The following is a 15,091-nucleotide window of genomic DNA, read 5'->3' on the forward strand; positions in this document are numbered from 1 at the left end:
CTTATCTATGTTTTTCTCGATGTGCGGCAGTTAATTCGAATTCTGTCCGCTGAATATGTTGGAGCGCAACAATTAGCTGATCTGCTTCCTCGCTGATCGCCAGGACGGCCGGATCGGTCAAACTGCCTCGCACTTCGGCGATCTCATGAAGCTTTTGCCGAAGCGATTGCAACTGTCTAAGCAAGTGATTTTTATCCATGGTCGCTTCGAGGCACACTCCTTATCTAGTAATCATGTGGCAATAGTTCCATTATACTCCGCGAAAATCGAAGTGTTTGTAAAAACATGTCGACGGATGACTACAATTTTTAGGCATTATTCGACAAATAAAGGCTAATGGTTCCATTTTATAGTACTGTAGTCCCAGTGGGGGTGCAAGCCCTCTTTCACCAGCTGGCTTCCAATTGTAATCTAGAAAGCGATACAGTAAAATGACTTCATACCACTATAGAATAGCGGGATGATTATTATGTGCGCAAAAGCAGTTATTCTTGGGTGCAATTATTATATCGGCTTAAGTGCCCTCCGCTGTTTGGGCCAATTCGGCATACATACCGTAGCTGTAGATTATTCAGAGGAACGCGCCTATGGCGCGCTGTCCAAATATACGTCGGAACGCTTGATTGCACCGCATTATAAGAAGGAGAAAGATGCCTTCCTTACTTTTTTGAAGGATTATGGGCGCAGGCAGCAAGAGCCTCCTGTCCTTATTCCTTGCCACGACTCCTATGTAGAGGTCATTGACGAACATCTGGAGGAGCTTCGCGAGCTGTATCGGATTCCTCAGACCGAGCAAGGACTCTATACGAAAGTAATGAACAAAGAGTCGCTTCACCGTATGGCGCAGCAGTATGGCGTGAACGTCCCCGAGACTCTGAGTCCAAGCGACGACCGCTTTCTAGAGCGAGTCGGGTCCGAGCTGGGGTACCCTTGCATCGTCAAGCCGACGGATTCGCCATCTTTTGTCGCTGTATTCCGCCGCAAGATATTTAAGGTGAATAACCAGGCTGAGCTGCAAGAGGCGCTGTCCAAGGTACATGAGGCAGAACTTGAGGTTGTCGTGCAACGGATTATACCCGGATTCGATGATCATATGTATACCTTTGACGCTTATCTGAATCAGGAGTCCAAAATAACTCACTGGGTCACCTGTCAGAAATATCGGCAATTCCCCATTAACTTCGGCGCATCGGTCTACACCGGTCAAAAATATGTGCCAGAGCTTCGACAAACTGGCGGAGCGTTTCTGGAGAATATCGGCTGGAAGGGCTTTGCGGAAATTGAATTCAAGAAGGATGCCCACACCGGCGCCTTTTACTTAATTGAAGTGAATGTGCGGATGACTAACCTGAATGAGCTGTTGCGGCAAGTCGGCATCAACTTCCCTTATGTGACTTATCGGGAGCTGACAGGCACCCCCGTAGAACCGCATGCCGTTACGAAGGATATGAACCGGGTCTTCTGGTACGGCTATGAGGATATGCTGGCTATTCGTGACTATATAAGAAGCAAACAATTAACCATATGGCAAGTACTCCGGTCGCTGCTGAGGCCAAAAGCTTATGCGATCTGGTCCTGGAGCGATCCCAGGCCGGGTCTGGCCTTCGCGTCGATGACGCTGGGCAAGCTGTGGAGCAGATTTCGAAGAAGATAGTTTATAAGAATGGGGCGGATAGCATGCTGCTGGCTTCCTTGATAGAAAAACTTGATTGCACCACCCTGCAAGGCGACTTGCATCTCGATATTACCGACATTGCGTTTGACTCGCGGGAAGTGACGACGGGCAGTCTGTTCGTTGCCGTGACCGGTTTTACGCAAGACGGGCATCACTATATACAAAAAGCCATTGAGCTTGGAGCCGCCGCAGTTCTCGTGGAGAATGATGTCGCGGCTGCAGGCTCGGTAACCGTACTGAAGACAGCAGACACCCGCAAGGCGCTGGCGCTGCTCTCGTCCCGATTCTACGGCCATCCATCCGAGAAGCTGAACCTGATTGGCATTACAGGAACCAATGGCAAGACGTCCACTACTTACTTCATTAAATCCATTCTGGAGCAAACCGGACATACAACTGGCGTCATCGGTACGATTGGCGCTATGGCCGGCAATCAATCGCTCAAGACAAAATCTACGACGCCGACAACGCCGGAATCGCTTCATCTTCAGCATATGTTCGCAGATATGGTGGAGCTGGGCGTACAGGATTGTGTCATGGAGGTATCCTCTCATGCGCTTAGCCTGCATCGCGCTACGGCCTCCAGGTTCAAGATTGGCGTCTTCACGAATCTGACGCCTGATCATCTGGAGCTTCACCGGACAATGGAAGAATATTTTGAAGCCAAATCGATGCTCTTCGATCTGACGACCGACTATAACATCATTAATCTGGATGACGAATTCGGACGCAAGCTCGCCAGAAAGGTAGCCGGATATGACACCAAGCTCGTGACATACGGAGTAACGGATGAAGCTACAATCTATGCGGCAGACATCCGTTATGGTCCTGACTCTACAACCTATGTCGCCCATACGCCTGCAGGCCGCGTCGATATACGTGTGAATCTGCCGGGGCTTATCTATGTCTATAACAGCTTGGCAGCCGTAGCCTGCGCGTATTGCAGCGGTATCGACTTGGAGCAGGCTGCTGCAGGCATTCGCGCCGTGGAGAGCATCAAAGGCCGGCTGGAAGTCGTCTATCAGGATGAGGACCGGAAGATCATCGTAGACTTCGCGCATACGGAAGACAGTCTGGAGAAGGCATTGTCTACGCTCCGCCCGTTCACCAAGGGACGCCTGATCCTCGTATTTGGCGTCTACGCAGCCCCTGGCCAGCTTGGCAGCGGCAAGCGCGAGTCGATGGGCAAGATTGCCGCCGAACACGCCGACTTCTGCGTTGTGACAACCGATAATCCGAAGGACCAGGACCCTGATGCGATCATCGCAGAAGTATCCGCCGCGGTGAAAGCCGCTGGAGGGCCATATACCGGCATTGTAGACCGCAAAGAAGCGATCCGCTATGCCATTGAGATGAGTGGGAAGGACGATGTCATTCTGATTGCGGGCAAAGGCCATGAGACGACGCAAATCATCGGCAAGACGGAGATCCCGTTCAATGAAGGCGAGATCGTACGCGAGATTATGGCTGAACATACTAATTCAACTTCAAAGAAGGTTTGATCATGGATCAGAAAAGCTTAGGCGTAATCGGCGGCATGGGTCCAAAAGCGACGGCGGTCTTCTTCGATAAGGTCATCGAAAATACCGTCGCGCAGTGCGATCAAGAGCATGTCGATATGTTGATACTGAATCACGCGACCATTCCGGACCGCACCACGGTCATTATGGAGGGTACAGAACAACGATTCCTTACTGAGGTCGCCAAGGATTTGAAGCTGATGGAGCATGCGGGCGTGGCGCATATCGCCATTCCGTGCAATACGTCCCATTATTTCTACGACGATATGCAGGCCATGACCACGATCCCGATCATCAACATGGTAGACGAGACGCTCCGTTTGATTCGTGATCGGTACGGAGCTGGTATTAAGGTCGGTGTACTGGCGACATCCGGCACCATGAAGACCGGAGTCTATGCCAAGGCCTGTCAGAAATACGGCCTCGATCTGCATATCCCGAATGAAGCGATGCAAGCGCAGACGATGAAGATTATCTACTCCAACGTCAAACGCGACATGGACTTCTCACCGGAAGAGCTTCAGGTGCAAATTGACGAGCTGCGTACGGAGCATGGCTGCGCTTGCGTCATTCTGGCCTGCACGGAGCTCTCTTGCATTGAGCTTGGCCCGGATTATGCAGAGGGCGTAGTCGACGCGATGCAAGTGCTCGTCGAGCGCTCCATTGTATTATCCGGTCGTACTCCTAAATCAGCGAATTAATTCATACGAGGCACAGCCTCTGCAATCTGTCTTCAACACCTTCAAAGAACGCCCCCATGTCGTAAGCTATGGAGGACAACTTGAAGGTGTTTTTGGCATTACCAACAAGAGTGAATTGCCCCGTGAAAACAAAGATGAAAGCCACTGAAATGAGATTAACAGACGTCCCTGTAAGTGAGATCAGGGATCATTACCGGCCTAACCTTCCAGAGCCGCGGCTACTCCCCCTCCTTACCCATCTTTTCCCTTCGGTAGTCGTTCGGCGTCGTATGGGTCAGCTTCTTGAATACGCGGCTGAAATACTTTTCGTCGTGGTAACCAATCATCTGGGCGATTTGCGTCATGCGAAGATGCGGGTTTAAGAGCAGGATCATAGCTTTCTCAACCCGGATGCGATTAACGTAATCGATCAATGTCTCCCCAAATTCCATTTTGAACTTGCGGGAGATGTACTCCCGGTTCAAATGGAAGCTCGCCGAAATATCCTGCAGCCTAATGTCCTGCGTATAATGCGCCTCGATATAGCGGGCAATTTCGCGCATAGGGCTAATGCTCAGTGTCTGCATGGAGATGAACGTTTTGGACAGCTCGACCAGGTTGTCCGTAAGCAGCCGCTGCATCTCGGGCAGGGACAACCGTCCGGACTCATCCAAGGGAACGATAAACGGGCAATTCTCTAATGACTGCTGCTGCGACCCGTCGTTCTCGCGGAAAAACTCCTCAACCCAGCCGGCTCTCGCCGCATTATATTCGTCCCACCACATCTTTAATTGCTCCAATGAGATATGATTCATCTCGCCGATGACTTGGAACCATTCGCTCAGAACATGCCGGATTTGGTCCGGATTGCCGCTTCGGACAGCCAGACGGGCCTTCTCTTCATATTTGCCGAAGCGAATGGTGCTGACTCGTCCGGACACCTGACTGTATTCGTGAATGGTCTTGCTCGGTTCGAGCAGATTGCGTTTGTACAGTGCATCGGCCGCTTCCATATACGCCTTGTGAAGCCCGTCCGGGAATGCGCCGGAGGTGCTTAAGCCGAATTCCACCGAGCCTCTCAGCGTCCGGTTGATCCCCGCTGCGATCTTCCGCAGCCAATCCGAAGCTTCATCGGGATCTTTGCAGAGAAGTACGACGATTTCATACGGCCGATTCCAATTGCGGAAGGCGAGGCCTCGCTCGGCTGGCTGAAGAAACTCGTTGCAAATATTAAGCAGAGTAAAGAAAAGCAAATCCAGGCTGGCCGCGTATTTGTCGCGGATTGGCTGCTGCAGCGTATGAAGATCGAACACGGCAACCCGGCACGAATCGACGCCGGTCAGATACGGAAATTCGCGCAAATAGGACTCTCCGGCAGCCGGGGCGTTCCCCGAAGCCGCATCCGTAAGCAGCCCCGACAACAGCTTATCCCGGTATAGAGGCTTCAGCTCGTTAACTTCTTTGTTTTTTTCGTGATACTGAAGCCGCTCCCGTTTCGTTTCATTCCAGCTGGCCACCGCTTTGCTAACGGCGTCTTGCAGCTGCTTGCGGTCAATCGGCTTCAGCAAGTAGTCGATCCCTCCGAATTTGACGGTATGACGCACGAACTCAAAGTCGTTGAAGCCGCTGATCACGATTTTTTTGCAATCGAACGCGTTTTTATCCATCCATTCCATAAGCTCGATCCCCGATTTAATGGGCATCATCATATCCGTAATGACAAGCTGGGGGCGATGCTCCTCGATTAACACGGCAGCTTCGGCGCCGTCTTCGGCTTCCAGCACCGTCTGGAAACCGAATCCTTCCCAATCGACCAACTTCAGAACCGTATTGCGAACATGCTTTTCATCGTCAACGATCAATGCTTTCATGGTGTCATGTCCTCCTGCTTAGGAATTGGCAACGTCATCGTAATTTTGAGTCCGCGAGGTTCGTTTTGCGAAAGTTGGAGAGCGGCTTGTTCGCCGTAGTACAAGTGAAGACGGTACATCACGTTCATTAAGCCGATCCGATCGCCGCTGTCGGCGGTAGCCTCGTGCCGAATGTCCGACAGATCAGTCTGGATGGCAGCAAGCCGATCATCAGAGATGCCGATGCCGTTATCTGCAACCGTGATGCGCAGCTTGCCGCCCGCAACGGCTGTGGTGATGTTTACAATGCCGGTATTTTGTGAAATATGAAATCCATGCTTAAAGTAGTTCTCGACGAGCGGCTGAATAATCATCTTCGGAATAGGAATTGCTCCCGCGCCTTCATCCAGATCATATTCGATCTTTAATTTCTCGTCGAACCGCTGCTGCTGAAGCAGCAAATAATGATGGACGTAGTCGAGCTCCTGAGATAAGGGAACAATCATTTCCTTCGTATTCATGCTGTAATGCATCATCTGCCCGAGTGAAGACACAAGCCCGTATACTTCCGGAGCGTCGTTGTCCAAGGCGGAGGCGCCAATGGATTGCAGCGCATTGTTAATGAAATGCGGATTGATCTGCGCTTGCAGCATTTTGAGCTGCGTCGTCTTATTGGCGAGATTCAGCTTGTACTCCCGGAAGATCAGATCATTAATCGTATGCATCATCGTACGGAACCGCGTGGCCAAGATGCCGAATTCATCGTTCCGGACAATGTCGATCGGCTCTTCCAACTGACCGGATTGGATTTTGTTAATGCTTCGGATCAATTGCTTGATCGGATTCGTGAACCGAATCGACACAATGAGTACGGCGACGGTCGCCACGGACAGGAACAGTACAGCAATGACGGTGTTGATCATTGTCAGCTTATGCGCCTCGATATAGAGGTACTGGTCGGGAATACGCTTAACGATCGTCCAGTTCAAATAAGGCTTTTGGATCCGATCATACAAAATAATGCCGTCATATCCAGATTTATTTTTTTCCATGCTGCCGGAAGGCGACGTCCCTTCCAATATGCTGTCGATCCACGCATGTTCCGGCCGGTCGCCGATATCTTGCTCGTCAGAGGCGAAGATGATGGTGCCGCTGCCATCCATGATGTAGATGTCTTCCTGCTCCGGATCGTACAGCTGCGCCGTCATCTCGCGAAGAGCGTCTACTTGCACATCAATGGCGAGCAGCCCGAGCCGCTCTGCAGTTGGAACCTTATACAGCGGACGATAAATAGAAAATACGAGCTCCGGTTTATTCGCCCGAATCGCACGAACGCCGTAATTATTGCTTAAATGAGTTGGCAGAGTGACGGAAGCGTAGGGGGGAATATCCGTTGCAATCGGCGGTGCTTCTACCTGTCCATAGGCGAAATTGTTGGCGTTCATCAAGAAGCCGCTTTGTCCTTTATCGAGGTACAAATAGACTTGATAGATGTTGTTTGCCGCATTCGATACGAGCTGGAGCGCCGTATAGACGTAGGATTGATCCTTATTGTCCGTTACACCTTTTACCAGGATTCTTTCCATCGTCGTATTGGAATACAGAATAAGCGAAGCGTTGTTCACGACGTCTAAGTTATTGGAGATGTTCGTTGTTCCTTCGGAAAGCAGACGAGTATTCTCCACAATCGACCGTTTTTTCACCGATTCCTTTGTATAGACATGGGTAACGATGATGGAAGCGACAATGGGAACTACGATAGAAATGAGCATAAGAGCGATGAGCTTGTAACGCACGCTTGTAGTCAGCAATCGCATGGATTTGTCTGCCCTCCCATTCTAAGCTGTTGTGAACGCCCCAATGTTAGCGTTTTCATATTCTAACACCGCCGGGTCAAAATCGTCCACCTATGTTCTCAAATTAGGGAGTGGGAATCGTTACATGCCCTCTATACAATGAAGGTACTTCACACATCCTAGATAGGAGGAACTAGCTATGAAAAGATGGTTGACCTCTCAGCCGATGCAGCAATCGGTGTTCTTAGGTCCTGCCCTGTTGGTATACGCCATCATCATGATACTGCCGTTTCTGCTCGGAATCTATTATTCGTTCTCCGATTGGAACGGCGTATCCAGCCAAATTAATGGGGTCGGCCTGCAAAATTATAAGACCATATTGACGGACGATCCCGACTTTGGCCGCTCCCTCTGGTTCACAGCCCGCTTTACCGTTACCGTCGTGCTTCTAAGCAATGTAATCGGATTTCTTATTGCCTATGTATTATCGAAGCCGCTGAAATCACGCAATGTGCTGCGCACGATCTTTTTTATGCCGAACGTGCTTGGCGGTTTGCTGTTAGGTTTCATATGGCAGTTTATTTTCACCCGAAGCTTCTCTGCTATCGGACAAGCAACCGACATCGGATTTTTTAATTTGTTCTGGCTCGGAACGGAGTCTACGGCCTTCTGGGGGCTCGTCATTGTCAGCGTGTGGCAAGGTGTCGGTTATCTGATGGTCATCTATATCGCCGGACTCACGAACGTGCCGAGCGATCTGATGGAGGCAGCCGCAATTGACGGCGCATCGGGACTGCAAGTTTTGCGTCATATTGTGCTTCCTCTCATCATGCCGGCGGTGACGATCTGTTTGTTCCTTAGTATCTCATGGGCGTTTAAGTCATTCGACCTGAATTTCTCGCTTACTCAGGGCGGACCGTATAAGTCGACCGAATCGGTGGCCATGAACATTTATTATGAGGCGTTTAAGAGCAACCGATATGGCCTCGGCACAGCAAAAGCGGTTATTTTCTTCATTATCGTGACCATTATTACAATGATTCAAGTCTCGATTACGAAGAAGAAGGAGGTGGAGATGTAATGAACAAACAATCATACGGCATAAAGTGGCTTTCGGTCGAAGTCGTCGTCATCCTTGTGGGACTGTTGTTCCTTGCTCCCTTTTACTTCGTGCTGACGAATTCGTTCAAAGGCTTCGCCGAGCTGCTGGTGGATACATCCGGCTTGCCGAAGAGCCTGAGCTGGGACAATTACGCAAGAGCATGGGAAGTGCTTCATTTCCCGCGCGCCTTTCTCAACTCGCTGCTCATCACTCTGTTCAGCGCTCTGTGCATGGTCGTCGCAGCGTCGATGGCAGCATACCGCTTGCTGAGGCATCCATCCCGCATGAATCGGATATTGTTCTCCTTGTTTGTAGCGGCAATGGTCGTTCCGTTCCAGGCCATCATGATTCCGCTTGTACAGGTCGGCAACTGGCTTAATTTCTTGAACAGCATTCCAGGCATTATTTTTTGTTATACCGGACTGGGCGTTTCGTTCTCGATCTTCCTGTATCACGGCTTCATGAAGTCGATTCCGCTGGAGGTGGAAGAGGCGGCCGTCATGGACGGATGCAACCCGTACGGCATCTTCTGGCGAATTGTATTCCCGCTGCTGAAGCCGATGACGATTACCGTGATTGTGCTGCAAAGCTTATGGATGTGGAACGACTTCCTGCTCCCGCTGCTTGTTCTGCAAAAGCCGGAGCTGCAGACGATTCAGCTCGCAACGAATACGTTGTTCGGACAATACCTGAAGCAGTGGGACTTGGCGCTTGCGGCACTGGTTATGGGCATCGTACCGATTTTGACTTTTTTCCTTGTGTTGCAAAAGCATGTCATTCAAGGCATTACTGCCGGAGCCGTGAAGGGATGACGGTGCTTACGCCAGGCAGAGCAAATTTGTCCACCTAAACAGTCAATGCGATGAGTGTTGAAGCCATGGACAGCTGAACTACAATGAGCTTGTAACCAAACAAACGATAAAGGGGAGGCAGACAGGATGAAAAAATGGTTAACGGTTATAAGCGCGATAATGCTGACAGGCTCCTTGCTGGCCGGCTGCGGCGGCGGAGAGCCCGGAACGGGCACGAGCAACGACAAGCAGCCGGCGGGCAAAGAAGTGACGATCAAGATCATGAACTACAAAGTCGAGATCGCCGAACAGTTCAACAAGCTGAAGGAAGAGTATGAGAAAGAGCATCCCGGCGTCAAGCTTCAAATCGATACCCTATTAGGCGGAGACGATTACAACACGCAACTGAAAGCGCGATTCGCCTCGGGCGAAATGCCGGATATATTCAATAACGAAGGCTACAATGTGATGGATGATTGGCTTGAATATTTGGAGGATTTGTCCGATCAGCCTTGGGTCGAGCATGAAGTCGATATTGCCAAAGAACCGACGCTGCGAGATGGCAAGGTGTACGGCATGCCGGTCGGTCTGGAAGGACTAGGCTTCCTGTACAACAAGGATTTGTTCGCCGAAGCGGGCATTACCGAGCTGCCCAAGACGCTGTCGGAGCTTGAAGCCGCTGCAGAGAAGCTTCAAGCGGCAGACATAGAGCCGTTCGTCAATCATTTCGATACGTGGTTCGGCCTTGGCTTCCATAATTTGAACAACGCGTTTGCGAAGCAGCCGGACCCCAATGCTTTCATCAGAGGGCTGGATGACGGAACGGCGTCGATTGCTGACAACGCCATCTTCCAGGATTGGACGAAGCTGTTCGATGTCGTCATCCAATACGGCAACAAAAACGCATTGACAACGGATTACAATACGCAATCCACCTTGTTCGCCACCGGTAAAGCAGCGATGAATATGGGCGGCAACTGGCTTCAGCCCGTTATCGATAAGCTGAACCCGGGGATGAATGTGGGCATCCTCCCAATGCCGATCAACGAGAACGGCGACTTGAACGACAGGCTGTTCGTGGGTCCAGCCAACAACTGGGTGATCTATAAGAATTCACCGGTCAAAGAGGAAGCGAAGGCATTCTTGAACTGGCTGGTCTCTTCGGAAACCGGACAGAAATATTTGACCAAGGAATTTAAGTTTATTCCTGCGTTCACGAATATTAAGCCGGACCCGGCGGATCTCGGCGCTATCGGAGCCGGAGTGCTGGAATATATCGAAGAAGGCAAAGTCCTTGGCTGGCACTGGTCCAAATATCCGAACGGGGCGGCGCCTGAATTCGGCGCTTCAATGCAGAAGTATGTTTCCGGCAAAATAGATGCCGCCGCGATGCTGAGCGAGTTCCAATCCGCTTGGGATAAGATGAAATCCAGAAAATAAACCGAAACTTATAACTTTTTATTAGGAGGAATTTCAATGAGCTTACAATTTGGACTGCAATTATATTCCGTAAGGGACGAGCTGAAGAAGGATTACTGGGGAACGCTGGAAAAGCTGGCCGCCATCGGCTATCGTAATTTGGAAATTGCCATTCATAATGCGGATGCGGGCCTGGAGCCGAATGCGACGGAGCTCCGCAAACGGTTGGATGATCTGGGCATGAGAGTGGTATCGAGTCATATTCAGCCTCTTGATCGTTACGAGGAAATCATTGCGTACAATAAAGAGCTTGGCAGCACGTCCATCGGACTCGGCATCGCTTTCTTCAAGAACAAACGCGAAGTGCTCGAATGCTGCGAGCTGCTGAACCGTCACGGCGAGGCTTATAAAAAAGGCGGGTTAGATTTCTACTATCATAACCACTTCCAAGAGTTCCAGAAGTTCGACGGCGAATACGTCATGGACATCATTCTGGACAATACGGACAAAGATCTGGTCAAAGTTGAGCTAGACACGTATTGGGCTGTCCGCGGCGGCGTCGATCCGATCGCTTATCTGAAGAAGCTGGGCGACCGCTGCGGTCTCGTTCATCAGAAAGACTTGCCTGCATCGGTAGCTCCGAAAAATTTGCTGGAAGTGACGGGCGAAGACGCCGACATTACGTTCGAGCGGTTCCTGGAGCTGAAGAATGTCGATCACTTCTCAGAAGTGGGCGAAGGATCGCTTGATATCGCGGGAATCATTAGCACTGTACGAGAGATCGGAGCGGCGAAGTATATATTCGTCGAGCAAGATCTTACTACCCGTAACCAGCTGGAAAGCGTAGAAATCAGCTATCGAAACATTTCAAAGTTGTTTGAAGTTTAAGCGGCTAGGAGGAGAGAAACATGAAAAAGGTGAAAGTTGGCATCATTGGTTGCGGTAACATCAGCTCGATTTATTTCGAAGCGGGGAGCAAATTCGACATTATCGAGATTGCAGCCTGCGCGGATCTTGATCTTGCGAAAGCGGTAGAGCAGGCGGAGCAATTCAGCGTGCCAAAAGCATGTACGGTCGACGAGCTGCTGGCCGACCCGGAAATCGAGATCGTTGTGAACCTGACGATTCCTCATGCTCATGCGGAGATTCATATGCGGGCGCTCGAAGCGGGCAAGCATACGTATGGGGAGAAGCCGCTTGCGGTCACGATGGAAGACGGACAGCGCATTCTGGCGCTTGCCAAGGAGAAGAACCTGCTTGTCGGCTCTGCGCCGGACACCTTTCTTGGCGGCGGCATCCAAACCTGCCGCAAGCTGATCGACGATGGCTGGATCGGCAAGCCGATCGCCGCAACCGCGTTCATGATGGGTTCGGGACCGGAGAGCTGGCATCCGAACCCGGGATTTCTATATGAAGTCGGCGCAGGACCGATGTTCGACATGGGGCCTTATTATTTGACAGCGCTGATCAACTTGATCGGACCGGTGCGCCGTGTATCGGGATCGGCACAGATGACGTATCCGGAACGGACAATCACGAATGACATCGATTACGGCAAAAAAATTCCGGTCGAAGTGCCGACCCATATCGCCGGAACGTTGGATTTCGAGAACGGTGCCGTCGGCACGATCATTACGAGCGTGGACGTGTGGGGCTCCAAGCTGCCGCATATGGAAATTTACGGATCGAAGGGTACCTTGGTTGTTCCCGATCCGAACACGTTTGAAGGACCGGTCTATGTGAAACGCCACAACCAAACCGAGTTTTCGGCGATTCCGCTGACACACGACTTCACGGAGAACAGCCGCGGACTCGGCCTCATGGATATGGCTTACGCGATCCGAAACGGGAGAGAGCATCGTGCAAACGGCGAGATGGCTTACCATGTGCTTGAACTGATGCACGGCTTCCATCTGTCATCAGAGCGGGGCATGCATTACACTGTTGAGAGCAGCTGCAAGCAACCAGCCGCGCTGCCGACCGACTTGCCGAGGAACGGGCTGGACGGTTAATCATAGCTCTTGAATGGAAAGGCAGGGTTTCGTTGGTTTACGGCGGAAACCCTGCCTTTTGCGTTAGATAGGAGGGGAAACGGTGGCTCGGAATTCCGCGATAACACTGGTCATAATCGCGTCCGTATGTTACGGACTGCTGGCAACCTTAACGAGAACAGGATTAGCGGACGGAATGAGTGTGGGCCAGATCAATGGCATACAGTTCATCGTAGGGACGATTCTGCTGTGGGGAACTGCCATATGGAAACGCAGGCAGTGGCATAAGCTGTCGTCTCAGGCGGTATTAAAGCTACTCGCGGTCGGTACGTTTATGGGGATGACCACCGCCTTTTTCAATGCGGCCATTCAGCTCTTGCCGGCTTCCATCGCTATCGTTCTTCTGTTTCAATTTGTATGGATCGGCGTATTGTACGAGTGGATCTTCCGCCGTGTGGCGCCTGACGGCAAGATGCTTGTTTCCATTATGATCTCGATCATTGGGGCCTTGCTCGCCGCCAATGTGTTTCACGGGCAGCTACTTCAGATTCCGCCTATGGGGATATTGCTTGGCCTCGGGGCAGCTTTCTCCTACGCAGGCACGTTATATACAAGCGGGAGAACTGCAATAGAAGTCAGCTCTTGGCTGCGCGGACCGATCATGGCGACAGGCGGACTGACAATAATTTTGCTTCTCTATCCGCCTGTAGATCTTCTCCAAGAAGCCGATTGGAACGGGTTCTGGCCGCTTGCCGCTTTGCTTGGCATTCTCGGCATGCTTGTGCCGACACTCTGCCTCATGTTCGGCACGCCGCCGCTCAGCGCTGGATTGACGACCGTGCTGGGATCATCCCAGCTGCCGGTATCGGTTTTTATGGCAGCGACGGTGCTTGCCGAGAAGGTATCCGGGCTGCAATGGATCGGGGTGGGATTGATTATTGCGGGTATTGTGGTAGCGCAGTGGAAGCGGGCCACTCACTCTTGATGCCCAATCAAAAACACCTCCAAGTTGACCTCCATATCTTGCGACATGGGGACGTTCCCTTGAAGGTGTTTTGATTTATCTTACGTTATGAGGTCAGTCCCCTATGAAAACAGATTACATAATGTTTTCTAACTCTCAATTTATTCGGATAAGCTCGAAATGATAGCCGGTATTAATGAATAACCAAAGCATGAGTGCCTAGTGCATCATAGGAAGCAAAAAACTCGTCCGCGTCGTACGTTACTTGGCCTTCCAGCGGATTCATAACATGAACCCGATTGCCCGGTCCGTAGCCGTTCAATACAACGCAATGCAGATTGACCGGCGCCTTGAACAGCTCGCCTGTGTCGCTGAAATACCAGGACGACGTAATCTTCGGCGGCGACAGATCAAGCGTCACCCAGATGACAACCGGATTACCGCGATCGAGCTCGGCATAGATCTCTTCCCGCGTACTGCCGCTAATATCGACAGGCGTATGATCGCCTCCGAATTCATCGAATACTTTGTTGGCCGCATCGATGATCGGCGGCGCATACGAAAACCATGCGATCTGATCACGCGGATTGCCGGCATAAGCCTTGTACGGATTAGCTCCGAACAGCTTGCCGTCCTTGCGATAGAAAGGTTCTTTTGGCAAATATTCGTCCGCCATCACTTCTTTCGTCAGATCGTAGCCCATGCCGTTCAGCACGCTGGTCAGCGATGTAATCTCGCAGCCGTTCGGCAGCTCAGGCTTCTGCATCACCAGCGGAACGTCGATGTAGATCTCGGATACATCCAGCTCTCCATTCTCCGTCCACTCATAGCCTTTTACATAAGCCGGTATCGTGCTGGAGAAGGTGACTTCCCGATTCTCCTGATTAACAGCGCCGCCCACCGCCTGGTTGTCCAGCTCGAACGGCTCCATAATATTGCTTTGCTTGATCAAATAATTAGTCCCGTAATTCAGCTTGGAAGATACGGCTCTTCCATCTGCATCTGTCGTCACCTTCTCGATGACAGCATCCGTCGTGCCGTTCACAATCGTAAATTCCGTGCCTTTGATCGGCAGGGTCGTTGTGCTGTCGGTATGCAAGATCGTGATGACCCCCTGCTTCACCTTCTCGACAACTGCCGGAGTGCTCTCCGCTTGCTTGCCGTCATTTGTGCCTGGTTTGCTGGCTCCATCGCTCCCCCATTGGAACCCGCTCTTCCCAATCAGGACGACCAGCGCCACCAATCCTGCCGTCATAGCAATCAATAAAAGCCTCTTCAATCGTCTGTACCTCCATGCTTCTGT

At 51.2% G+C, this 15,091-nt stretch carries 13 protein-coding genes; 9 read left to right on the top strand and 4 right to left on the bottom strand.

Translation table 11 applies throughout. The annotated features are described in order from the left end of the window. Window position 1 precedes the first annotated feature (1 nt). The gene (locus tag AC0YNW_RS25085) at window positions 2-184 is read right to left on the bottom strand and encodes a Spo0E family sporulation regulatory protein-aspartic acid phosphatase (protein ID WP_387478509.1); all 183 of its coding nucleotides are present in this window, start codon (window positions 182-184) and stop codon (window positions 2-4) included. A 285-nt stretch (window positions 185-469) separates the two neighbouring features. Here AC0YNW_RS25085 and AC0YNW_RS25090 point away from each other — a divergent pair, with 285 nt between their 5' ends. The 3 genes from AC0YNW_RS25090 to cuyB are packed head-to-tail and all read left to right on the top strand — an operon-like array spanning window position 470 to window position 3,896. Then, complete coding sequence (locus AC0YNW_RS25090) at window positions 470-1,654, top strand: carboxylate--amine ligase (RefSeq protein WP_475834229.1); 1,185 nt, start codon at window positions 470-472, stop codon at window positions 1,652-1,654. A 23-nt stretch (window positions 1,655-1,677) separates the two neighbouring features. Beyond that, entirely contained in the window at window positions 1,678-3,177 is a 1,500-nt protein-coding gene (locus AC0YNW_RS25095; protein ID WP_475834264.1) for a UDP-N-acetylmuramoyl-L-alanyl-D-glutamate--2,6-diaminopimelate ligase, read from the top strand. 2 nt (window positions 3,178-3,179) lie between these two features. After that, window positions 3,180-3,896 carry a cysteate racemase gene (gene cuyB, locus AC0YNW_RS25100; protein WP_475834230.1) on the top strand — a complete coding sequence of 239 codons (717 nt, stop codon included), beginning with the start codon at window positions 3,180-3,182 and terminating at the stop codon, window positions 3,894-3,896. Between the two features lie 218 nt (window positions 3,897-4,114). On the opposite strand, the gene AC0YNW_RS25105 is transcribed toward cuyB, so the two are convergent. Continuing rightward, the gene (locus tag AC0YNW_RS25105; RefSeq protein WP_475834231.1) at window positions 4,115-5,746 is read right to left on the bottom strand and encodes a response regulator transcription factor; all 1,632 of its coding nucleotides are present in this window, start codon (window positions 5,744-5,746) and stop codon (window positions 4,115-4,117) included. After that, window positions 5,743-7,542, bottom strand: coding sequence for a cache domain-containing sensor histidine kinase (locus AC0YNW_RS25110; protein ID WP_475834232.1), 1,800 nt, complete (start codon window positions 7,540-7,542; stop codon window positions 5,743-5,745). Before AC0YNW_RS25110 ends, AC0YNW_RS25105 begins: the two co-directional genes overlap by 4 nt. Window positions 7,543-7,720: 178 nt before the next feature. On the opposite strand from AC0YNW_RS25110, the gene AC0YNW_RS25115 reads away from it, so the two are divergent. The 6 genes from AC0YNW_RS25115 to AC0YNW_RS25140 all read left to right on the top strand — a co-directional run bounded on the left by AC0YNW_RS25115 (window position 7,721) and on the right by AC0YNW_RS25140 (window position 13,809). Next, a complete protein-coding gene (locus AC0YNW_RS25115; protein ID WP_475834233.1) occupies window positions 7,721-8,602 on the top strand; it encodes a carbohydrate ABC transporter permease in 882 nt (293 codons plus the stop codon). After that, window positions 8,602-9,435 carry a carbohydrate ABC transporter permease gene (locus AC0YNW_RS25120; protein WP_475834234.1) on the top strand — a complete coding sequence of 278 codons (834 nt, stop codon included), beginning with the start codon at window positions 8,602-8,604 and terminating at the stop codon, window positions 9,433-9,435. The genes AC0YNW_RS25115 and AC0YNW_RS25120 overlap by 1 nt, the downstream gene beginning before the upstream one ends. 126 nt (window positions 9,436-9,561) lie before the next feature. Then, window positions 9,562-10,854, top strand: a complete 1,293-nt coding sequence (locus AC0YNW_RS25125) for an ABC transporter substrate-binding protein (protein WP_475834235.1) — start codon at window positions 9,562-9,564, stop codon at window positions 10,852-10,854. 36 nt (window positions 10,855-10,890) lie between these two features. Continuing rightward, on the top strand, window positions 10,891-11,721 hold the full coding sequence (locus tag AC0YNW_RS25130; RefSeq protein ID WP_387478492.1) for a sugar phosphate isomerase/epimerase family protein: 831 nt from the start codon (window positions 10,891-10,893) through the stop codon (window positions 11,719-11,721). Window positions 11,722-11,741: 20 nt separating this feature from the next. Continuing rightward, a complete protein-coding gene (locus tag AC0YNW_RS25135; RefSeq protein ID WP_475834236.1) occupies window positions 11,742-12,845 on the top strand; it encodes a Gfo/Idh/MocA family protein in 1,104 nt (367 codons plus the stop codon). Between the two features lie 82 nt (window positions 12,846-12,927). Next, on the top strand, window positions 12,928-13,809 hold the full coding sequence (locus AC0YNW_RS25140; RefSeq protein ID WP_475834237.1) for an EamA family transporter: 882 nt from the start codon (window positions 12,928-12,930) through the stop codon (window positions 13,807-13,809). A 172-nt stretch (window positions 13,810-13,981) separates the two neighbouring features. Here AC0YNW_RS25140 and AC0YNW_RS25145 read toward each other — a convergent pair whose 3' ends face one another. Continuing rightward, window positions 13,982-15,067, bottom strand: coding sequence for a C39 family peptidase (locus AC0YNW_RS25145; protein ID WP_475834238.1), 1,086 nt, complete (start codon window positions 15,065-15,067; stop codon window positions 13,982-13,984). Between the last annotated feature and the right edge of the window lie 24 nt (window positions 15,068-15,091).

The organism is Paenibacillus sp. J31R120 (assembly GCF_056269225.1).